This window comes from Streptomyces sp. NPDC002754 (genome assembly GCF_053592315.1).
The window spans coordinates 222,657-242,999 of the sequence record NZ_JBSFVM010000010.1; the positions used below are offsets into that span (position 1 = coordinate 222,657).

General features: G+C 70.4%; 19 protein-coding genes and 1 tRNA gene. 11 read left to right on the top strand and 9 right to left on the bottom strand.

Going from position 1 to position 20,343, the window contains the following annotated elements; all coding sequences use genetic code 11:
* Positions 1 to 24 precede the first annotated feature (24 nt).
* The 5 genes from ACWD2L_RS22250 to ACWD2L_RS22270 form a co-directional block, all read right to left on the bottom strand.
* A complete protein-coding gene (locus ACWD2L_RS22250; protein WP_351336627.1) occupies positions 25 to 1,497 on the bottom strand; it encodes a peptidoglycan D,D-transpeptidase FtsI family protein in 1,473 nt (490 codons plus the stop codon).
* The gene (locus ACWD2L_RS22255; protein WP_351336628.1) at positions 1,494 to 2,888 is read right to left on the bottom strand and encodes an FtsW/RodA/SpoVE family cell cycle protein; all 1,395 of its coding nucleotides are present in this window, start codon (positions 2,886 to 2,888) and stop codon (positions 1,494 to 1,496) included. The genes ACWD2L_RS22250 and ACWD2L_RS22255 overlap by 4 nt, the downstream gene beginning before the upstream one ends.
* 40 nt (positions 2,889 to 2,928) lie before the next feature.
* Positions 2,929 to 3,276 carry an SH3 domain-containing protein gene (locus tag ACWD2L_RS22260; protein ID WP_351336631.1) on the bottom strand — a complete coding sequence of 116 codons (348 nt, stop codon included), beginning with the start codon at positions 3,274 to 3,276 and terminating at the stop codon, positions 2,929 to 2,931.
* A gap of 110 nt (positions 3,277 to 3,386) precedes the next feature.
* Complete coding sequence (locus tag ACWD2L_RS22265) at positions 3,387 to 4,658, bottom strand: ATP-binding protein (protein ID WP_351336633.1); 1,272 nt, start codon at positions 4,656 to 4,658, stop codon at positions 3,387 to 3,389.
* On the bottom strand, positions 4,655 to 5,353 hold the full coding sequence (locus ACWD2L_RS22270; RefSeq protein WP_351336635.1) for a hypothetical protein: 699 nt from the start codon (positions 5,351 to 5,353) through the stop codon (positions 4,655 to 4,657). Before ACWD2L_RS22270 ends, ACWD2L_RS22265 begins: the two co-directional genes overlap by 4 nt.
* 110 nt (positions 5,354 to 5,463) lie before the next feature.
* On the opposite strand from ACWD2L_RS22270, the gene ACWD2L_RS22275 reads away from it, so the two are divergent.
* Positions 5,464 to 6,267, top strand: coding sequence for a nuclease-related domain-containing protein (locus ACWD2L_RS22275; RefSeq protein ID WP_351336638.1), 804 nt, complete (start codon positions 5,464 to 5,466; stop codon positions 6,265 to 6,267).
* A gap of 167 nt (positions 6,268 to 6,434) precedes the next feature.
* Here ACWD2L_RS22275 and ligD read toward each other — a convergent pair whose 3' ends face one another.
* Positions 6,435 to 7,316, bottom strand: coding sequence for a non-homologous end-joining DNA ligase (gene ligD / locus ACWD2L_RS22280; RefSeq protein ID WP_351336641.1), 882 nt, complete (start codon positions 7,314 to 7,316; stop codon positions 6,435 to 6,437).
* 75 nt (positions 7,317 to 7,391) lie between these two features.
* On the opposite strand from ligD, the gene ku reads away from it, so the two are divergent.
* Entirely contained in the window at positions 7,392 to 8,429 is a 1,038-nt protein-coding gene (gene ku, locus ACWD2L_RS22285) for a non-homologous end joining protein Ku (protein ID WP_451190634.1), read from the top strand.
* Positions 8,430 to 8,569: 140 nt separating this feature from the next.
* On the opposite strand, the gene ACWD2L_RS22290 is transcribed toward ku, so the two are convergent.
* Together ACWD2L_RS22290 and ACWD2L_RS22295 are read right to left on the bottom strand one after the other, a co-directional pair.
* Positions 8,570 to 9,724: an acyltransferase family protein gene (locus ACWD2L_RS22290; protein ID WP_351336654.1), complete on the bottom strand. Its 1,155-nt coding sequence runs from the start codon at positions 9,722 to 9,724 to the stop codon at positions 8,570 to 8,572.
* A 228-nt stretch (positions 9,725 to 9,952) separates the two neighbouring features.
* Complete coding sequence (locus tag ACWD2L_RS22295; RefSeq protein WP_351336657.1) at positions 9,953 to 10,414, bottom strand: MarR family winged helix-turn-helix transcriptional regulator; 462 nt, start codon at positions 10,412 to 10,414, stop codon at positions 9,953 to 9,955.
* Between the two features lie 140 nt (positions 10,415 to 10,554).
* Between ACWD2L_RS22295 and ACWD2L_RS22300 the strand changes: the two genes are divergently transcribed.
* Genes ACWD2L_RS22300 through ACWD2L_RS22315 form a run of 4 tightly spaced genes read left to right on the top strand, consistent with a single transcriptional unit; the run spans position 10,555 to position 14,346 of the window.
* Positions 10,555 to 11,469, top strand: coding sequence for an SDR family NAD(P)-dependent oxidoreductase (locus ACWD2L_RS22300; protein ID WP_351336659.1), 915 nt, complete (start codon positions 10,555 to 10,557; stop codon positions 11,467 to 11,469).
* Entirely contained in the window at positions 11,469 to 12,344 is an 876-nt protein-coding gene (locus tag ACWD2L_RS22305) for an amidohydrolase family protein (RefSeq protein WP_351336662.1), read from the top strand. The genes ACWD2L_RS22300 and ACWD2L_RS22305 overlap by 1 nt, the downstream gene beginning before the upstream one ends.
* 32 nt (positions 12,345 to 12,376) lie before the next feature.
* Positions 12,377 to 13,888 carry an acyl-CoA synthetase gene (locus ACWD2L_RS22310; protein WP_351336665.1) on the top strand — a complete coding sequence of 504 codons (1,512 nt, stop codon included), beginning with the start codon at positions 12,377 to 12,379 and terminating at the stop codon, positions 13,886 to 13,888.
* Positions 13,885 to 14,346: a MaoC family dehydratase gene (locus tag ACWD2L_RS22315; RefSeq protein WP_351336668.1), complete on the top strand. Its 462-nt coding sequence runs from the start codon at positions 13,885 to 13,887 to the stop codon at positions 14,344 to 14,346. Before ACWD2L_RS22310 ends, ACWD2L_RS22315 begins: the two co-directional genes overlap by 4 nt.
* Positions 14,347 to 14,428: 82 nt before the next feature.
* Here the strand turns inward: ACWD2L_RS22315 and ACWD2L_RS22320 are convergent.
* A tRNA-Arg gene (locus tag ACWD2L_RS22320) sits at positions 14,429 to 14,500 on the bottom strand.
* A gap of 114 nt (positions 14,501 to 14,614) precedes the next feature.
* Here ACWD2L_RS22320 and ACWD2L_RS22325 point away from each other — a divergent pair.
* The 5 genes from ACWD2L_RS22325 to thrC all read left to right on the top strand — a co-directional run bounded on the left by ACWD2L_RS22325 (position 14,615) and on the right by thrC (position 20,209).
* Positions 14,615 to 15,139, top strand: a complete 525-nt coding sequence (locus ACWD2L_RS22325; RefSeq protein WP_451190640.1) for a response regulator — start codon at positions 14,615 to 14,617, stop codon at positions 15,137 to 15,139.
* Between the two features lie 103 nt (positions 15,140 to 15,242).
* Entirely contained in the window at positions 15,243 to 16,307 is a 1,065-nt protein-coding gene (nrtL, locus tag ACWD2L_RS22330; RefSeq protein ID WP_351338373.1) for an ArgS-related anticodon-binding protein NrtL, read from the top strand.
* Between the two features lie 32 nt (positions 16,308 to 16,339).
* Positions 16,340 to 17,731, top strand: coding sequence for a diaminopimelate decarboxylase (lysA, locus tag ACWD2L_RS22335; protein WP_351338371.1), 1,392 nt, complete (start codon positions 16,340 to 16,342; stop codon positions 17,729 to 17,731).
* 112 nt (positions 17,732 to 17,843) lie between these two features.
* Positions 17,844 to 19,136 (top strand): homoserine dehydrogenase, encoded by a 1,293-nt coding sequence (locus ACWD2L_RS22340; RefSeq protein ID WP_351338369.1) that lies wholly within the window; start codon positions 17,844 to 17,846, stop codon positions 19,134 to 19,136.
* A gap of 14 nt (positions 19,137 to 19,150) precedes the next feature.
* Positions 19,151 to 20,209 carry a threonine synthase gene (gene thrC / locus ACWD2L_RS22345; RefSeq protein ID WP_351338470.1) on the top strand — a complete coding sequence of 353 codons (1,059 nt, stop codon included), beginning with the start codon at positions 19,151 to 19,153 and terminating at the stop codon, positions 20,207 to 20,209.
* Positions 20,210 to 20,343 lie beyond the last annotated feature (134 nt).

The following is a 20,343-nucleotide window of genomic DNA, read 5'->3' on the forward strand; positions in this document are numbered from 1 at the left end:
CCGTGACCACGCCGCCGCTTCAGCTCAACCGTCGGACGACCCGAGCACCGCCTCCATCACCGCGCGGGCGATAGGCGCCGCGCTGCCTCCACCACTGATGTCGTCACGGTTCGCAGACGCGTCCTCGACCACCACGGCCACCGCGACCCCCGGCGCAGACGCGTCCTTCTCCTTGGCGTAGGAGATGAACCACGCATACGGCGTCCCCTCATTGTTCTCACCATGCTGCGCCGTCCCCGTCTTCCCCCCCACCGTCGCACCCGAAATCTTCGCCCCGGTACCGGTCCCCTCGGAGACGACGTCCTCCATCATCGTCTGCAACTGAGTGGCCGTGTACGGAGACATGACCTGCTTGTACGTGTCGGAGCCGGTCTCCGAGACCGTGTCCCCGTCACTCGACGTGGTCTTGTCCACGAGATGCGGCCGCATCAGCGCGCCACCGTTGGCGATGGCCGAGGACACCATCGCCATCTGCAGCGGCGTCGCGGCGGTGTCGTACTGGCCGATCGAGGAGAGCGCCAGCTGCGAATCGTTCATGTCGGTGTCGAAGTTCGACTTGGCGGCCGCCATCGGGACCTTGATCCCGCTGTCGTTGAAGCCGAAGTTCTCCGACATCTTCACCATGTCCGAGAGCCCGGTCTGCACCCCGAGGTTGGCGAACACGGTGTTGCAGGAGACCCGCAGCGCGTATTCGAGCGTCGCGTCCTTGCAGGCGGCCGACGCGGACTCGTTGGTCAGCTGCGTCGTCGTGCCCGGCAGGGTGTACGGGGACGGGGTGTCGGTCGACTCGTCGATGCCGTCCACCACGCTGTTCTCCAGGGCCGCGGCCGCCGTGACCACCTTGAACGTGGAGCCCGGCGGATACGTCTGGCGCAGCGCCCGGTTGAGCATCGGCTGCTCCTCCGACTTGTTCAGCGCGGCCCACGCCTCGGTCGAGGAGGAGTCGGTGCCCGCGATCCGCCCGGGGTCGTACGACGGGGTGGAGACCAGCGCCAGGATCTTCCCGGTCGACGGGTCGATCGCCGCGACCGCGCCCTTCTTGCCGCCGAGCCCGGAGTACGCGGCCTGCTGCGCGCGGGCGTTGATGGTGGTCTTCACGTTGCCGCCGGGTTCCTGGGAGCGCGAGATCTCGTTCCAGAACGGGATGGGGGAGAGCATCGGGTCGGCGCCGGAGAGGATGTCGTCCTCGGCGCTCTCCACGAACGTCGTGCCGTACGTCTGCGAGGCGTAGCCGGTGACGGGGGCGTACAGCGGCCCGTTCTTGTACGTCCGCTCGTAGCGCAGCGACTCCCCGGTGTCCTTGGAGCCGGTGACCGACTTGCCCTGGACGAGGATGTCGCCGCGCGGCTGCCCGTAACGCTGGATCGTGGTGCGGCGGTTGGCCGAGTTGTCGTCGAACTTGTCGGCCTGGAAGAACTGGACCCGGGCCGCGTTGATGAGCAGCGCGATCAGCAGGATCAGGCAGAACACCGAGGCCCGGCGGATGTACTTGGTCACTTGGCGCCCTCCACGGGGTCCTGGGCGCTCCCTGGGGACTCGGGCAGCAGCTGGCTCCGGGCCCGGTCGCTGACCCGGATGATGATCGCGACGATGATCCAGTTGGTGACGAGGGACGAGCCGCCCTGCGCGAGGAACGGCATCGCCATGCCGGTGAGCGGGATGAGCCCCATCACGCCGCCCGCGATGACGAAGACCTGGAGCGCGACGATCGAGGCGAGCCCGATGGAGAGCAGCCGGCCGAACGGATCGCGCAGCGCGAGCCCCGCCCGGTAGCCGCGCTCCACGAGCAGCGCGTACAGCAGGAAGATCGCGGTGAGCCCGGCGAGCCCCAGCTCCTCGCCGGCCGTTGCCAGGATGAAGTCCGACTTGGCGGCGAAGCCGATCAGGTACGAGTGGCCGAGGCCGAGCCCGGTGCCGAGCATGCCGCCCGCCGCGAACGCGAACAGCGACTGCGCGAGCTGGCTGGCGCCCTGACCGGCGTCGATGGAGGCGAAGGGGTGCAGCCAGTCCTCGACGCGGCTGTGCACATGCGGCTCGAAGGAGGCCACGAGGAACGCTCCGGCGGCCGCGAGGACGAGCCCGATGGCGATCCAGCTGCCGCGGCCCGTCGCGACGTAGAGCATGATCACGAACAGGCCGAAGAACAGCAGCGAGGTGCCGAGGTCGGTCTCCAGGACAAGGACGCCGACGGTCATCAGCCAGATCACCAGGATCGGCGCGAACACCCGCATCGTCGGCAGCTGGAACCGCCAGATCCGTTTGCCGGTGTACGCCAGCGCGTGCCGGTTCGCCGCGAGATAGCTGGCGAAGAAGATCGCGAGCAGGACCTTGGCGAACTCGCCCGGCTGGATGGAGAAGCTGCCGATCCGGATCCAGATCCGGGCACCGTTCACGGCGGGGAAGAAGATCGGCAGGATCATCAGCACCAGGGCCGTGACCACGCAGATGTACGCGTATCGCTGAAGCGCCCGGTGGTCGCGCAGGAACAGCACGGTGAGGATGAACAGGGCCACGCCGAGCGTCGACCAGATCAGCTGGGTGGGCGCCGCCTGGTCGCCCGGGGTCTCCTGGTCGAGCCGCCAGATCAGCACCAGGCCGAGTCCGTTGAGCAGGACGGCGATCGGCAGCACCAGCGGATCGGCGTACGGGGCGCGGAAGCGGACCACGAGGTGCGCGACGAGCGCGAGCGCCCCGAGCCCGGCGCCGTAGCCGAGCGCCCCGCCCGGGACCCTGTCGTCCTTGGCGAGCCCGACGTCGATGTATCCGTAGACGCTGAGCAGCACGGCAACGACGAGCAGGGCCAGTTCGGTGCCGCGGCGCCGGGGGACCCGGACGGCGGGCACCGAGGGGCGGGTGCTGGTTCCCGATGTACCCGACGATCCGGTCATACCGGGAACGTAGCAAGCAAGACCCCGATATCAGCTCATGTCAGCACCAGCGCGGCACGGCGCCGATGTTCTCGATGTACTTCGCCGAACCCCACGCCCACGTGCCGTCGGTGAGCAGGTACCAGTACGAGTTCCCGCCGACGTTGTCGCCCGAGGTCTTGCAGAAGATCGGGACGATCGCGTGGTACGGCTCGGAGCGGACGACCCTGGCGCCGCGGGCCGGGGCGTCGCGCAGCAGCAGCCCGGACTTCGCGATGACGCGGCCCTTGTAGACCGGCGGATTGTCGCCGCCGGGCGAGCTGCTCTGGGCAACGGCGGGGAGGGCGCTGGTGGCGACGAGGGCTGCTGCTGCGGCGACGCCTGTGCCGAGGCGGATGGCGAGCGACATACGAGACTCCTGAGGTGGGGGAGAGGGGTGAGAGGGAGCGAGAAGGGCGCCTTGAATGCCCGCTTTCACACTAAAAGCGGCACGCAGAGCGCGCAAAAGGTTACTCTCCGCTACGAACCCTCGGGCCCGGTCTCCTCGTACGGAAGTGTCAACGTCGCCACCGCGCCACCGTCCGACGCGTTCCCGAACTCCAGCCGTGCGCCCAGGACTTCGGCCTGCCCGAGCGCGATGGTCAGCCCGAGACCGTGCCCGCGGGCCCCGCCCTCCGTGCGGAAACGCTGCGGCCCGTGCTCCACGAGGTAGCCGGGATAGCCCGCGCCGTGGTCGCGCACCGTGATCACCGGCCCCTCCACGGTCAGCGTGACCGGCGCCGCGCCGTGCAGGTGCGCGTTCGCCACGAGGTTGCCGAGGACCCGCTCCAGGCGCCGACGGTCCGTCAGCACACAGACGTCCCGGACGAGTTGGACCTCGGTCGGGGTGCCGGACGCCCGCACCACCCGCTCGGCCACCGGCCCGATCCGGTTCTCGTCCAGATCGAGGCGCTCGCTGCGCGCGTCGAGCCGCGAGATCTCAAGGAGGTCCTCGGTGAGCGTGCGCAGCGCGGCGACCCGGTCCCGCACCAGCTCCGTGGGCCGGCCCGGCGGCAGCAGCTCGGCGGCGGCGTGCAGCCCGGTCAGCGGCGTGCGCAGCTCGTGCGCGACATCGGCGGTGAACCGCTGCTCGGTCAGGATCCGGGCCTGCAGCGAACCGGCCATGCTGTCGAGCGCGCCCGCGACATCGGCCACCTCGTCCTGGCGTCGCCCCGGATCCTTCGTCCGGCGGTCGTCGACGCGCGCGTCCATGTCGCCCGCGCTGATCCTGCGCGCCACCCGCGCCGTCGCGTGCAGGCGCCGCGTCACACGGGTCACGGCGAACGCGCCGACCAGCAGCGTCGCCCCGATCGCGAGCGCCGACGAGGTGAGGATCGCCCCGTCGAGCCCGTCGATGGTGCGCCGGCCCTGCGCGAAGTCGACCCGCACCGCGAGGGCCCGGCCGCCGGCCGCCGGGCCCGCCGCCCACATCGTCGGCCGCTCCGGGTGCGCCGCGACCATCGTGCCGCGCTCCCCGCGCGCGGCGAGGGCGCGCAACTCGGCGGGCAGGCCCGGCGGATCGAGGCCCGCGCCCGCGGCGAGCCTGCTCCCGGCCTCGTACCGCTTGGTGGTGGACTTCAGGAGGGTGAGCGCGCGTTCGCGGGCCTGACCCGTCGTCTGATCGGTGACCGAGACGTGCACGAGGACGCCGAGCAGCGCGGCGAGCGCACAGCACATCACGGTGATGAAGACCATCGCCTTCCACGTCAGGGAGGCGGTCCAGACCGGCAGCCGCAGCGCGCGCGGACTCATGAGCGGCTCGGTGACGGCACGGCAGGAGTGTGCGTGGACCCGGTGCGCAGGATCTCGTCGCGGGTCGGCAGCATCGCCTTCTGGTGGCCGTCGTACGACCAGGACGTGCGGTACTCGTACCCGGACAGGTCGGCGGCGGCGCGCACCACGATGCTCCGGCCCGCCAGATGCACGTTGATGACGGCGTCCTTGTCGTCCATGATCTGGGTCAGCTTCCCGCCGCGGTACGTGTACGCCTGCAAGTACGCCTGGCGGTGCGGGGCGCGCACGGCGACGAGCAGATCGTCCTCGCCGTCGCCGGTCAGATCCCGGTAGTACCCGCCGAGCACGGGACAGCTCTCGGACGCCTCTCCGGCCGCCGGACAGTCCGCCGCGACGTCCTTCGCGATGTCCTTGTAGTCGTCGGGCGCGGCGGTGACGCGGGCCCGCACGATCTTCGCCGGGGCGACCTCGCGCAGCTTCCCGCCGGGCACCTCGACGCCCTTGACCACGGCCGTCTCCCCGGCGCCGTAGTCGTCGGCGGCGCGGGTCGCGGGCGGCAGCGTGGGCCACAGACGCTCCGGGCCGACGGCCGTCGGCGTCGGGCCCGCGCTCTGAGGGCCGCCCTGGTCCCCGCAGCCGGCGCACGCCCAGAGCAGCGCGGCGGCGGGCACGGCGAGCACGGACCGGCCGAGGCGCCCGGGCGCTGTCTTCACTGCACTCCTGCCTGCCGGGTTGAACGGGTCGCGATGGTCATCATGCCGGGCCTGCGGGCTTCTTGCCCTGCGGCGGGCTTGCTGCTCCCATGGTCGTGGGGTGATGGGGCATGAGCGGACTGCGCGTCATACCGACCTGGCGGAACGGTCAGGAGTGGCTCTACGTGTGCGGGGACGACGGCGCGAACGTCGCCTGGTATGACCGGGACGCGGGCCGGGTGAACCTGCTCAGCGAGATCCGGCGGGCGGAGGTGCTCGACGTACTCCGCCCGTTCATCGCCGGCCAGGTCACCGTCGGACCGCCCCCGGTGCCGACCCCCGCCGAACTGGCCGGGCTCACCCTCCACCCCGACGACGACCTCGCGCCGAACCGGCCGGGCGAGGCCCTCGTCATCTCCTTGGACCGCGACCCTGGCCCGCAGCGCCGGCTGCGCGCCGACCCGCGGCGCACGGCGCTCGCCGCGCAGGCGCGGGTGGGCGAGGTCCTCGACGGGTTCGAGGCGGCGGGCTGGCGGGTGCTGCACTCGGTGCCGCTGCCCGGCGGATCCCACATCCACCATCTGCTGATCGGCCCCGGCGGCCTGTTCGCGCTGCACGTACTGCCTGTGCGCAAGCGACGGGTGCGGGTCGGCGACCCCTGGGTGACGATCGGCCGCGGCGAACCGCAGCCCCTCCTGCGCCGCGCCCGCGCCGACGCCTCCCGCGCCTCCTTCGCCCTCACCGCGGAGGTCCGCGCGGCCCTCATCCTGGTGGACCCGTCATCCGTGGAGGCGACACCCCCACCCCGCGACACCCACATCCTCACCACCACGACCCTCCCACCCCTGGCCCACACGGCCGGCCTCCTCAAACCCGCAGACGTCGAGGCACTCCACATGATGGCGAGGGCCAGGGCGACGTGGACCCGGGTGTGACCCGGCACCTTCTTTCAAGCCCCGCCGCCGATCGAGCCATCTCAAGCCCGCCGGCGGTTGGGCTTTCAAGCCCCGCCGGCGTTTGAGGCGGTCTTTCAAGCCCCGCTCTTGTGACGAGAGCCAGCGGGGTCCGGGGCAGCGCCCCGCGACCGCAACGCCATCCGCGTTCACGGCAGCACCCCCGCCCGCTCACCGTCGAACAACCCCCCGAGCAAATCCCCGTACCGCTCCAGCCGCGCCCCCACATCCCCCGCGACAAAAACCAGATCCCCCGCAGCACCACACCCCTCCACCTCCCCCCACGTCACCGGCGCCGAAACGGCCGGCAAGGCCCTCGCCCGCAACGTATAGGCCGCCGCCGTCGTCTTCGCGGCCGAGTTCTGACTGTGGTCGACGAACACCTTCCCGCCCCGCAGACTCCGCGCCATCCGATGCACCACGAGCCCCGGCAAGGCCGCCTCCGCCTCCCGCGCGAGTCCCTTCGCATACGCACTGACCCGCTCGGCCGCCGTGGGCACCAGCGGCACGAGCAGATGCAGCCCCTTCGACCCGGAGGTCTTCGCGTACGCCTCGAGCCCGTCCCGCGCCAACCGCTCCCGCAGCCACCCGGCCACCTGGCAGCACTGCACGATGTCGGCCGGCGCCCCGGGATCCAGGTCGAAAACCAGCCGGTCCGCCAAGCCGGGCGCGTCCACCCGCCACTGCGGCGTATGGAACTCGGCGACCAGGTTCGCCGCCCACATCAGCGTCGGCAGATCCTGGACGAGGACCTGCCGCGCGACCCCGTCCGAGCGCCGCACCTCCGCCGTCTTCACCCAGGAGGGTGACCCCGGTGGCACGTTCTTGGCGAAGAACTGCTGGCCCCCGGGCCCGTCGGGAAAGCGCAGGAAGGAGACGGGACGGTCCCGCAGATGCGGGAGCAGGGCCTCCGCGGCCGTCGCGTAGTAGTGCAGCAGCTCGCCCTTGGTGAACCCGGAGTCCGGATACAGCACCTTGTCCAGATTGCTGAGCGTGAGCCGCCGCCCCTCCACTTCTGTGATGGGCGCCATACGGTAATACTCTGGCAATCCAGCCCGCTATGTCTGCTATGTCGTTCATTGGCGACGCGAACCGGGAGGCCCACCGTGCGCTCCATATGGAACGGCGCCATCTCCTTCGGCCTGGTCAGCATCCCGATCAAGCTGGTCAACGCCACCGAGAACCACTCGATCTCCTTCCGCCAGATCCACCTGGAGGACGGCGGCCGCATCCGCTATCACAAGGTGTGCGAGCTGGAGGACAAAGAGGTCGCGAACGACGAGATCGGCAAGGGGTACCAGGACGCCGACGGCTCGATCATCCCGATCACCGAGGACGACCTCGCCCAGCTCCCGATCCCGACGGCCAGGACCATCGAGATCGTCTCCTTCGTGCCGGCCGAGCGGATCGACCCGCTCCAGATGGGCACGGCGTACTACCTCCAGGCCAACGGCGTCCCGGCCGCCAAGCCGTACACGCTGCTGCGCGAGGCGCTCAAGCGCAGCAACAAGGTGGCCATCGCCAAGTTCGCGCTGCGCGGCCGGGAGCGGCTCGGGATGCTGCGGGTCGTCGACGACGTCATCGCGATGCACGGGCTGCTCTGGCCGGACGAGATCCGGGCCCCCGAGGACGCCGCCCCCGACTCGCACGTCACGGTCCGCGACGCCGAACTCGACCTGGCGGACGCCCTGATGGACACGCTCGGCGAGGTCGACATGGACTCCCTGCACGACGACTATCGGGACGCCGTGGAGGAGATGATCGAGTCGAAGGCCTCCGGCACGGAACCGGCGGAGCCCCCCAAGAAGTCGGGCGACGGAGGCGGCAAGGTCATCGACCTCATGTCGGCACTGGAGAGCAGCGTCCGTGCGGCCAAGAAGGCGAGGAACGAGGACGAGGACGTCGCCGAGGTAACGGACCTGGCATCACGTTCCCGCACGGCTTCTCGTACGAAGAAGGCCGCCGCCAAGAAGGGCACGGCCGCCAAGAAGGCGCCCGCCGAGAAGACCACGTCCGCGAAGAAGGCCACCGCCAACAAGTCGACCCCCGCGAAGAAGACGGCCTCGGCGAAGAAGACCACCGCGGCCAAGAAGTCGGCCTCGACAAAGAAAAAGCCGACGCCTCGCAAGAAGGCGTCGGCCTGATACATCAAGCCCCTGCGGCGTTTGAGCAGCGGGGTCCGGGGCGGAGCCCCGATCTTTTAAAGCTCCGCCGGCGCTTGAGGCGCGGGGCCCGGGGCGGAGCCCCGCGACCGCAACCATGTCGCCGGGCGAACAACAAGCGGCTACCGCCCCTTGGCCACCTTCGCCGCATCCCTCTTGAACGCCCACTCCATCTTGGGCTCCATCACAAACCGGAACATCCGCTGCACGGGCGGCGTGCACAACACGGTGATCAGGCTCGCCGCGAGCAGCGTCACCAGGACCTGCCCCCACGGCGTGTGCAGCCAGTCCGCCTCGTACCAGTCCCAGAAACGGGACCCCTTGGCGACGAAGCCGTGCAGCAGGTAGCCGTACAGGGTGCCCGCGCCGAGCGCCGTGAACCAGAGCTTCCGGCCCGGTACCCACGCGAAGAAGCACGCCGTGAGAATCACCGAACAGCCGAACATGGCCAGGGTCATGACGATCCCGGTCCAGCCGGGCGCGCCCAACTCCTGGGCACTGTCCCGGTGGTACGTCCACGCCGCGGTCATCCGCGGCGCCGCCCAGTACGCGAACAGCAGCGCGGCCGCGAAGACCGGCACCGCGATGATCCGCGCCTCCTTGCGGCGCACCAGCTGGAAGTGCTCCGGCTTCAGGCACAGGCCGAGGACGAAGAAGGGCAGGAACTGCAGCAGGCGCTGCATGTCCAGGTCGTCGCCGATGCTGGGGGAGACGGAGGCGAGCGCCGCGATGGCGAGCGCCACCGGCAGCGGCCAGCGGATCGTCTTCCAGATCGGCGTGCTCAGCCGCCACACGAACAACGACACCAGGAACCAGGTCAGATACCAGGGGTCGAGGAGGCTGAAGTCGTATCCCGGATCGTCACCGGCGTACCGCTTGAAGAGCGTGTAGACGATCTCGAACACCACATAGGGCACCGCCACGCCCGTGATCAGCCGCTTCAGCCGAGCAGGGCTCGCGTCGAACGACCGCGAGAAGTAGCCGGAGATCACGATGAACGCCGGCATGTGGAATGTGTACACGATCATGTACAGGGCGGCGGCCGCCCGGCTTCCACTGCGCAGCGGCTCCCAGGAGTGGCCCATCGCGACCAGGACGATCGCCAAATACTTGGCGTTGTCGTAGAACGCGTCACGGGCCTTGCCGGACTTCGGTGTCGTGGTGGTGGCCGGTGTGGCCGCCTGTCTCCTGGACGGAGTGCTCGCGGTCTGTGCGACGGCGTCCTGCTGATCGGGCAGCGGTGCCCGATGAGCCGCGAGCTGTACCGGTTCGCTCACGATCCCTCCCGAAGGGAACCCCGGCTACCGGATACGCATCTTCCTGGATTCGTGAGGTTCAAGTGGCTGCGAGACATCGACCGAACCGTAGTCATGCGGTGGGGCACGAGTAAACCTGGATCGTGCACGCGTGGCGGCTCTCACAGTCCTGATCAGGAATGACAGACACTCAAACGGGTTCCGTGCCGGTCGCCGTAGCGAGAAGTCGACAACGGCCGAAAACGGGCGTCACCCGAGCCCGGCCTCCGCGACCCGCCGCAACAGCCCGTGCAGCGTCTCGCACTCGTCCGCGTCCAGCGGCGCGAGCAGCTCGCTCGTCACGCGCAGCCCCGCCTCGTCGCTTCCGCGCAGGAAGTCCCGCCCGTCGTCCGTGAGCACCACGATCCGGCTGCGCCGGTCGCCGGGGGAGGGGCGCCGCTCGACGAACGAGGCCTTCTCCAGGTCGTCGACCAGGCCCACGATCGCGCTCGGGTCGTAGCCGAGCTGCACGCTCAACTCCCTTTGCAGGGCGCCTTCGACCGTGGCCAGGAAGCGCAGCACCGCGTAGTGGCGCAGGCGCAGCCCCGACTCCTGGAGCGAGGTGTTGAACAGCTGCCCGGAGCGCAGGCCGAGCCGGTACAGCAGATAGCCCGTGTCGGCGTGCAGCCCGCGCATCCATGGCTCGTGCGCGTCGATCGGGGCGGGGGTCATGGGGTCTCCCTGGGGGTGGGCCTGCGGTCTTCCGCGACAGTCTCTCGCACCTGCGGGTCGGCGACAACTATTGACGTCACCAATCATTGCTCTTAGCTTCTTTCTTGCTCCACGCATCCTCGGCAGGAAGGGATTCACACGTGTCCATCGATCTCACCCGAAAGGTGGCCGTCGTCACCGGCGGCGGCCGCGGCCTGGGGCTCTCCTACGCCCATGCCCTCGCCGCCCACGGCGCCTCGGTCGTCGTCAACGATGTGGACGAGGCCGTCGCCGAAGCGGCCGTGAAGTCGATCCGGGAGGCGGGCGGCACGGCCGTCGCCGAGGTGGTCCCGGTCGGCACGGCCGAGGCCGCGGACCGCCTGGTGGCGCGGGCGGCGAGCGAGTTCGGCCGCCTCGACGTCCTGGTCACCAACGCCGGCATCCTGCGCGACAAGGTCCTGTGGAAGATGACCGACGACGACTTCGACGCGGTGCTCACCACCCACCTGAAGGGCACCTTCACCTGCGCCCGCGCCGCCGCCGTCCGGATGCGCGAGCAGGGCGAGGGAGGCACGCTCGTCCTCGTCGGCTCGCCCGCGGGGCAACGGGGCAATTTCGGCCAGACGAACTACGCCGCCGCGAAGGCCGGCATCGTCGCCATGGCCCGCACCTGGTCGATGGAGCTGGCGCGGGCGAACATCACGGTCAACGCGATCGTGCCGGTCGCCGCGACGGCCATGACGGAGACGATCCCGGCCTTCGCCCCGTACATCGAGGCGATGCGCGGCGGCGAACCGCTCCCGTCCTTCCTGCGCAAGGGCGAGGGCTTCGGCACACCGGAGGACTGCGCGGCCCTCGTTCCCTTCCTCGCCTCCGAAGCGGCCCGCTCCGTGACGGGCCAGGCGATCGGTATCGGCGGCGACCGGCTCACCCTCTGGTCGCACCCGCAGGAGATCAAGTCGGCCTACGCGGACGGCGGCTGGACCCCGGACGCGATCGCCGAGGCGTGGCCGACGTCGGTCGGCGCCGAGCCGGAGACGGTCGGCATCCCGGCACCGAAGCTCCCGGAGGCGTGATGAACATCGACGACCTCACCGCCATCGACGTACACACCCACGCCGAGGTCTCTTCGCGCGGCCACGGCTCCCTCTCCGACGACCTCCACGAGGCCTCGTCCGCGTACTTCAAGACCGAGGGAAACCGGAAGCCGACCTTGGAGGAGACCGCCGCGTACTACCGCGAGCGGAACATGGCCGCCGTGATCTTCACGGTCGACGCCGAGTCGGCGACGGGCACGGAGCCGGTTCCGAACGAGGAGGTCGCCGAGGCGGCCGCCGCCCACCCGGACACCCTCATCCCCTTCGCCTCGATCGACCCGTTCCGCGGGAAGGCCGGGGTGAAGCAGGCCCGCCGCCTCGTGGAGGAGTACGGGGTGAAGGGCTTCAAGTTTCACCCCTCCATCCAGGCCTTCTTCCCCAACGACCGCGCGGTCGCATACGAGTTGTACGAGCTGATCGAGGAGACGGGCACGATCGCCCTCTTCCACACCGGCCAGACGGGCATCGGCGCGGGCGTGCCGGGCGGCGGCGGCATCCGCCTGAAGTATTCGAACCCCCTGTACGTGGACGACGTCGCGGCCGACTTCCCGCACCTGAAGATCATCCTTGCGCACCCCTCGTTCCCCTGGCAGGACGAGGCGCTGGCGGTCGCCACGCACAAACCGGGCGTGCACATCGACCTCTCGGGCTGGTCCCCGAAGTACTTCCCGCCCCAGCTGATCCAGTACGCGAACACGCTCCTCAAGGACAAGGTCCTCTTCGGCTCGGACTACCCCGTCCTGACCCCGGACCGCTGGCTCGCGGACTTCGCGAAGCTGGACATCAAGGAAGCGGTCCGCCCCAAGATCCTCAAGGAGAACGCGGCTCGTCTGCTCGGACTCACCAAGCCCTGACCCGGACTCACCAAGCCCTGAAGGGGACCGGTATGCGCAACGAGGGACTGGGATCATGGCCCGCACGCCGGGCCCGCAAGACTCCGCACCGCACCGCCCTGATCCACAACGGCACGGGGTACTCGTACGCCGACCTGCACGACCGTACGACCCGCCTCGCGCATGTCCTACGGGCGCAGGGCGTCCGCCGCGGTGACCGCGTCGCGTACCTCGGCCCGAACCACCCCTCGTATCTGGAGACGCTGTTCGCGGCGGGCACTCTGGGAGCGGTCTTCGTCCCGCTCAACACGCGCCTGTCGACCGTCGAACTCGCTTACCAAATAGGGGACTCGGGAGCGAAGACCCTCCTGCACGCCGGCGGCGGGGACCGGGCGAAGGCCCTGTCGGTCCCTGTGACGATCGAGGCCGACGGCAGCGGGTACGAGGAACTGCTCGCCGCCGCCCCCTCGGACACGATCGACGAGGCGGTCGGCGGCGACGACCTCTGCCTCATCATGTACACCTCGGGCACGACGGGCCGCCCCAAGGGCGCCATGCTCACCCACGCCAACCTGACCTGGAACGCGGTCAACGTCCTGGTCGACCACGACCTGATCGCGGACGAGGTCGCCCTCGTCTCGGCGCCGCTGTTCCACACGGCGGGCCTGAACATGCTGACGCTGCCGGTGCTGCTGAAGGGCGGCACGTGCGTCCTGGTGGGTTCCTTCGACCCGGCGGCGACATTCGAGCTTGTGCGGCAGCACGGGGTGACGTTCATGTTCGGCGTTCCGACCATGTTCGACCTACTGACCCGGCAGCCCGCCTGGCCGACCGCCGACCTCTCCTCCCTTCGCATCCTGACCTGCGGAGGAGCCCCGGTGCCGCCCCCGCTGATCGCGGCGTACCAGGAACGCGGCCTCACCTTCCTCCAGGGCTACGGCATGACGGAGGCGGCCCCCGGAACCCTCTTCCTCGACGCCGAACACGCGGTGACGAAGGCGGGCTCGGCGGGCGTGCCGCACTTCTTCAGCGACGTACAGGTCGTGGGCCAGGACCTCACCCCGGTGGGCACGGAGGAAACGGGCGAGGTGGTGGTCCGCGGCCCGCACGTGATGCCGGGCTACTGGGGCCTGCCGGCGGAGACCGAAGCCGCCTTCTCCGACGGCTGGTTCCGCACCGGGGACGCGGCACGGGTCGACGCCGACGGCTACGTCACCATCGTCGACCGCTTCAAGGACGTGATCATCTCCGGCGGCGAGAACATCTACCCCGCGGAGATCGAGGCAGCGCTCCTGGCCCACCCCGATGTGGCGGAGTGCGCGGTGATCGGCGTCCCGGACGAGAAATGGGGCGAGGTCCCCCGGGCCGTCGTCGTCCCGCGCACGGGCGCCACCCCGCCGCCCGAGTCCCTCCTGGCCTCCCTCTCCGGCCAGTTGGCGAAGTACAAGATCCCCAAATCCCTGATCCTGGCCGGCGAACTCCCGCGCACGGCCTCCGGAAAGCTCATCAAGTCCCGCCTGCGCACGACGTACGGCACCGACGAACAGGACACCTCACAGCAATGAAGACCCTCACGGTGAACGGCCTGGCCGAACTCACGAAGATCACCGGGACCGACCTCGGCACCAGCGACTGGCTCGAGATCACCCAGGACCGCATCAACACGTTCGCCGACGCGACGGGCGACCACCAGTGGATCCACGTCGACCCCGAACGCGCCGCCGCCGGCCCCTTCGGCGCCCCGATCGCCCACGGCTACCTGACGCTCTCCCTCTTCATCCCCCTCTTCACCGACCTCCTGGACGTCCAGGGCGTCACCACAAAGGTCAACTACGGCCTCAACAAGGTCCGCTTCCCCTCCCCGGTCAAGGCGGGCTCCCGCATCCGCCTGGCGGCGCGGGTGGCATCGGTGGAGGAAGTAGCGGGCGGGGGAGCCCAGATCACGATCGACGGCACCATAGAAATGGAGGGCGCCCCGAAGCCGGCGGCAGTCCTCCAGAGCGTCTCCCGCTTCTACGCCTGACCGCGCTACGCAACCGCACAAAAAAAGACCCCGCACTCAGCGATACGCTGATGGCGGGGTCTTTAAGGCACCTCGTACAAGGTGCCCCCGGCAGGATTCGAACCTGCGCACCCGGCTCCGGAGGCCGATGCTCTATCCCCTGAGCTACGGGGGCGTGCGCCGCACTGTGTGTGGCGACGGGTAGAACCCTACCAGCTCCTTTGCGGTCCTCAGGAACGGGTTATCGGGCTGGGGGCCGCGTGGTCCGGGTCGCCTGTACGGGGCGGAAGTGGGGAAAACCCGGACGCGGTGGCCGGGGTCGACCTACTCTCGAGTTGTGCCAGGCGCGTCCGGCCGAGTCCTTGTCGTGGACGACAACAAGGTGATTCGGCAGCTGATCAGGGTCAATCTCGAGCTGGAGGGCTTCGAGGTCGTGACCGCGGCCGATGGTGCCGAATGTTTGGACGTGATCGATCAGGTGCGACCCGATGTCGTCACGCTGGACGTCGTCATGCCCCGGCTCGACGGGCTGCGCACCGCCGCCCGGCTGCGGGCGGACGCCCGTACGCGTTCGCTGCCCATCGTCGTCGTCAGCGCCTGCACCCAGTACGAGGTCGAGAGCGGGCTCGATGTCGGCATCGACGCATTCCTCGCGAAGCCCTTCGATCCCAGTGAACTGGTGCGCCTGGTAGGGCAGTTGAGTGAGCAGGGACGCCCGGGGGCGGGTTCCGCCGGTGCCTCCCGGGCGAGCACCGCACGCGCCGTGAGCGCCCCCGACGATGCCGAGCAGGCCACCCGCACCGCCGACGCCTGAGCGACTCCGGCGGCCCCTGCCACCCCGGCTCCCCGTCCGCATCCCGAGACCCTCCGGGAAACCGGGTCGCTTACCCACCCCCCTCCTCCCATACGCTTGTCCCGTGACACCCGCCGAGCTCTCCCGCACCGTCCTGCGCGCCGTCCGCCGCGCGGTCGACGACGGTGAGCTCGACGCTGCCGTGTGCGCGGCGGAGCGGCAGGTCGTGGTCGAGCGGCCGCGGCCCGGCGGGCAGGGCGACTACGCCACGAACGTCGCGCTGCAGCTCGCCCGCGACGCCGGCAGGACTCCGCGCCAGGTGGCCGAGATCCTGTCCCGTCGGCTCGGGGAGAGCCCCGGTATCGCGGACGTCGTCGTCACCGGGCCCGGTTTCCTGAACCTCAGCCTCCACGAGGCCGCGCCCGGCGAACTCGTCGCGCGGATCCAGCGGGAAGGGCCCCGGTACGGGCACGCCGAGGGCCCCACCGGCGAGGTCCTGCGGCTGCACGCCCCCGGTGACGTCCGCGCCCTCGTCGTCATGGACTCCGTCGCCCGCCTCCTGCGCTCCCAGGGCGCCCTCGTACGGACCAGCTGTGCGGGCCACCCCCGGCCCGAGTGGGTCGACGTCCTCGGCGTCGAGGTCGACACGGTCGGCAGCGCCCCCCGTGATGTGGACGTCCGCCCCGTGCCCGCCCCCGCCGACCCCCTGCCGCTCGGCCGCGACGCCGCCCGCTGGGCCCTGCTCCACCCCGCGGGCCACGACCGGCCCCGGATCGGCGCCGAGGAAGAAGGGGGCGCCGAGCACCTCGCCCAGCGCGAGACCAACCCGCTCTTCCGCGTCCGGTACGCCCACGCCCGCACCCACGCCCTGACCCGCAACGCCGCGGACCTCGGCCTCACCGCCGCCACCGGCGACGTACCCGGTCAGGAAGACCTCCTCGCCGCGCTCGCCGACCACCCGCGGATCCTCCGCGCCGCTGCCGAGCAGCACGCGCCCGACCGGCTCGCCCGGCACCTCGTCGGCGTCGCCGGCACCTTCATGGCCTCGTTTCATCCGGTCGTACTGCCGCAAGGCGAGGAGAAACCCTCGGCCGCCCACCGTGCCCGGCTCGCGCTCGCCGAAGCCGTCGGGACGGTGCTCGCAGGCGGCCTGACCCTGCTCGGCATCGACGCACCCGAACATCTGTGACACAGAAGTAGACGAAGAGAGCCATTGCAGCCATGAGCCGTTCCGCCCACCCCGCCGGTCCCCGGCACGCCGACGTCCTGCCCGAGGGCCACTACACCGCCCCCGCCGACGACCTCAACGCCCTCGACCCGAAGGTGTGGGCGCAGACCGTGGCCCGCACCGCTGACGGCGGCGTCACCGTCGGCGGCATCGAAGTCGCCCGGCTCGCCGAGGAGTTCGGCACCCCGGCATACTTCCTCGACGAGGCCGACTTCCGCGCCCGCTGCGCCGCCTGGCGCGACGCCTTCGGCCCCGACGCCGATGTCTTCTACGCCGGCAAGGCGTTCCTGTCGCGGGCCGTCGTGCGCTGGCTGGACGAGGAGGGGCTGAACCTGGACGTGTGCTCCGGGGGCGAGCTCGCGACCGCGCTCTCCGCCGGCATGCCCGCCGAGCGCATCGCCTTCCACGGCAACAACAAGACCGAGGAAGAGATCAGCCGCGCGGTCCAGGTGGGCGTCGGTCGCATCGTGCTCGACTCCTTCCAGGAGATCGCGCGCGTCGCCCACATCGCCGACGGCCTCGGCAAGCGGCAGCGCGTGCAGATCCGCGTCACGGTGGGCGTCGAGGCCCACACCCACGAGTTCATCGCCACCGCGCACGAGGACCAGAAGTTCGGCATCGCCCTCGCCGACGGGCAGGCGGCGGAGGCCGTGCGCCGCGCCCTCAAGCTGGACGGCATCGAGCTCATCGGCATCCACTCGCACATCGGCTCGCAGATCTTCGACATGGCCGGCTTCGAGGTCGCCGCCCGCCGGGTCGTCGGGCTGCTCGCCGAGGTGCGTGACGAGCACGGGGTCGAACTCCCCGAGATCGACCTCGGCGGCGGCCTCGGCATCGCGTACACCAGCGACGACGACCCCCGCGAGCCGCACGAGATCGCCAAGGCGCTGAACGAGATCGTCGGCCGTGAGTGCGAGGCGGCGAACCTCCGTACCCCCCGTATCTCCGTCGAGCCGGGGCGCGCCATCGTCGGCCCGACCGCCTTCACGCTCTACACCGTCGGCACCGTCAAGCCGCTCGAAGGACTGCGGACCTACGTCTCCGTCGACGGCGGCATGTCCGACAACATTCGTACCGCCCTCTACGACGCCGAGTACACCGTCGCCCTCGTCTCCCGCCGCTCCGACGCCGCGCCCATGCTCGTCCGCGTCGTCGGCAAGCACTGTGAGAGTGGCGACATTGTCGTGAAGGACGCGTTCCTGCCCGCGGATGTCGCGGCCGGTGATCTGATCGCCGTGCCGGCCACCGGCGCGTACTGCCGCTCCATGGCCAGCAACTACAACCACGCGCTTCGCCCGCCCGTCGTCGCCGTGCGCGACGGCGAGGCCCGGGTGATCGTCCGGCGCGAGACGGAGGAAGATCTCCTGCGCCTCGACGTCGGATAAATGAAATCTACGTCTCACGATCCGGACCCGGGGCTGAAACCCCGGTCCGGTGGGCGAGACTGGACCCACCGTAGAAGTACCTGAGTAAGTACGTAGAAGGAAACGAGGTCGCATGATGCGTACGCGTCCGCTGAAGGTGGCGCTGCTGGGCTGTGGGGTTGTCGGCTCAGAGGTGGCGCGCATCATGACGACGCACGCCGATGACCTCGCCGCCCGGATCGGTGCCCCCGTCGAACTCGCGGGTGTGGCCGTGCGGCGGCCCTCCCGTGTGCGCGAGGGAATCGATCCCGCGCTGGTGACCACCGACGCCACGGCGCTCGTGAAACGCGGCGACATCGACGTGGTCGTCGAGGTCATCGGCGGCATCGAGCCCGCGCGCACGCTCATCACCACCGCCTTCGAGCACGGCGCCTCCGTCGTCTCCGCCAACAAGGCGCTCGTCGCCCAGGACGGCGAGGCCCTGCACGCCGCCGCCGTGGACCACGGCGAGGACCTCTACTACGAGGCCGCGGTCGCAGGCGCGATCCCGCTGGTCAGGCCACTCAGGGAGTCCCTCGCGGGCGACAAGGTCAACCGTGTCCTCGGCATCGTGAACGGCACGACGAACTTCATCCTCGACGCGATGGACACGACCGGCGCCGGTTACCAGGAGGCGCTCGACGAGGCCACCGCCCTCGGGTACGCCGAAGCCGACCCGACGGCCGACGTCGAGGGCTTCGACGCCGCCGCCAAGGCCGCCATCCTCGCCGGGATCGCCTTCCACACCCGCGTCCGGCTCGACGACGTGTACCGCGAGGGCATGACCGAGGTGACCGCCGCCGACTTCGCTTCCGCGAAGGAGATGGGCTGCACCATCAAGCTGCTCGCCATCTGTGAGCGGGCCGCCGACGGGCAGTCCGTCACCGCCCGCGTGCACCCGGCGATGATCCCGCTGTCCCACCCGCTGGCCTCCGTGCGCGGCGCGTACAACGCCGTCTTCGTCGAGGCCGAGGCCGCCGGGCAGCTCATGTTCTACGGGCCCGGCGCGGGCGGTTCGCCGACCGCGTCCGCCGTACTCGGCGACCTCGTCGCCGTCTGCCGCAACCGCCTCAACGGCGCGACGGGACCCGGCCAGTCCGCGTACACACAGCTGCCCGTCTCGCCGATGGGCGATGTCGTGACGCGGTACCACATCAGCCTCGACGTGGCCGACAAGCCCGGCGTTCTCGCGCAGGTGGCGACGGTCTTCGCCGAGCACGGTGTCTCCATCGACACCGTGCGCCAGTCGGGGAAGGACGGCGAGGCCTCCCTCGTCGTCGTCACCCACCGCGCGGCCGACGCGGCCCTCACCGGGACCGTGGACGCGCTGCGTCAGCTCGACACCGTGCGCGGTGTCGCCAGCATCATGCGTGTTGAAGGGGAGTAGCAGGGATGACCGGAATGACCCACCAGTGGCGCGGCATCATCGAGGAGTACCGGGACCGGCTCCCGGTGACCGACACCACGCCGGTCGTGACACTGCGCGAGGGCGGTACGCCGCTCGTGCCGGCGCGGCTGCTCTCCGAGCGCACCGGCTGTGAGGTGCACCTGAAGGTCGAGGGCGCCAACCCGACCGGTTCGTTCAAGGACCGCGGCATGACCATGGCCATCACGAAGGCCAAGGAGGAGGGTGCGCAGGCCGTCATCTGCGCCTCCACCGGCAACACCTCGGCCTCCGCCGCCGCTTACGCGGTGCGGGCCGGCATGGTCTGCGCCGTCCTCGTGCCGCAGGGCAAGATCGCGCTCGGCAAGATGGGCCAGGCGCTCGTCTACGGCTCGAAGATCCTCCAGGTCGACGGCAACTTCGACGACTGCCTGAACCTCGCCCGCAGCCTCTCCGAGAACTACCCGGTGGCGCTGGTGAACTCGGTGAACCCGTACCGCATCGAGGGCCAGAAGACGGCCTCGTTCGAGATCGTGGACGCGCTCGGCGACGCGCCGGACATCCATGTCCTCCCGGTCGGCAACGCCGGCAACATCACGGCCTACTGGAAGGGCTACAAGGAGTATGCCGCCGACTCGGTGTCGTCCCGTACGCCGCGCATGTGGGGGTTCCAGGCCTCCGGCTCCGCGCCGATCGTGCGCGGCGAGGTCGTCAAGGACCCCTCGACGATCGCGACCGCGATCCGTATCGGGAACCCGGCGTCGTGGCAGTACGCGCTCGATGCGCGTGAGGAGTCCGGCGGCTTCATCGACGAGGTGACGGACCGTGAGATCCTGCGCGCCTACAAGCTGTTGGCGTCCCAGGAGGGTGTCTTCGTCGAGCCCGCGTCGGCCGCGTCCGTCGCCGGCCTGCTTAAGGCCGCCGAGCAGGGCAAGGTCGACCCCGGCCAGAGGATCGTCTGCACCGTCACGGGCAACGGTCTGAAGGACCCGGACTGGGCCGTCGCCGGAGCCCCGCAGCCGGTCACCGTCCCGGTCGACGCCGCAGCGGCCGCCGAGCGTCTCGGTCTCGCCTGAGCCGTACCGCTTCTCCGGGCGGCTTCTCCGGGCGACGCTGACACCTCGTCAACTGGGCTTTTCAGTACAGGGGGTGCACAGGGGGCTTACGACACGCATCGTGCGCCTCCTGTGCGCCCTATGTCGCCACGGAA

Bases quoted from the DNA above. Each gene is read 5' to 3' on its own strand.
- ACWD2L_RS22255 (WP_351336628.1), bottom strand. From the start codon at position 2,888: ATGACCGGATCGTCGGGTACATCGGGAACCAGCACCCGCCCCTCGGTG.
- ACWD2L_RS22260 (WP_351336631.1), bottom strand. From the start codon at position 3,276: ATGTCGCTCGCCATCCGCCTCGGCACAGGCGTCGCCGCAGCAGCAGCC.
- ACWD2L_RS22265 (WP_351336633.1), bottom strand. From the start codon at position 4,658: ATGAGTCCGCGCGCGCTGCGGCTGCCGGTCTGGACCGCCTCCCTGACG.
- ACWD2L_RS22275 (WP_351336638.1), top strand. From the start codon at position 5,464: ATGAGCGGACTGCGCGTCATACCGACCTGGCGGAACGGTCAGGAGTGG.
- ligD (WP_351336641.1), bottom strand. From the start codon at position 7,316: ATGGCGCCCATCACAGAAGTGGAGGGGCGGCGGCTCACGCTCAGCAAT.
- ACWD2L_RS22295 (WP_351336657.1), bottom strand. From the start codon at position 10,414: ATGACCCCCGCCCCGATCGACGCGCACGAGCCATGGATGCGCGGGCTG.
- ACWD2L_RS22305 (WP_351336662.1), top strand. From the start codon at position 11,469: ATGAACATCGACGACCTCACCGCCATCGACGTACACACCCACGCCGAG.
- ACWD2L_RS22310 (WP_351336665.1), top strand. From the start codon at position 12,377: ATGCGCAACGAGGGACTGGGATCATGGCCCGCACGCCGGGCCCGCAAG.
- ACWD2L_RS22315 (WP_351336668.1), top strand. From the start codon at position 13,885: ATGAAGACCCTCACGGTGAACGGCCTGGCCGAACTCACGAAGATCACC.
- lysA (WP_351338371.1), top strand. From the start codon at position 16,340: ATGAGCCGTTCCGCCCACCCCGCCGGTCCCCGGCACGCCGACGTCCTG.
- ACWD2L_RS22340 (WP_351338369.1), top strand. From the start codon at position 17,844: ATGATGCGTACGCGTCCGCTGAAGGTGGCGCTGCTGGGCTGTGGGGTT.
- thrC (WP_351338470.1), top strand. From the start codon at position 19,151: ATGACCCACCAGTGGCGCGGCATCATCGAGGAGTACCGGGACCGGCTC.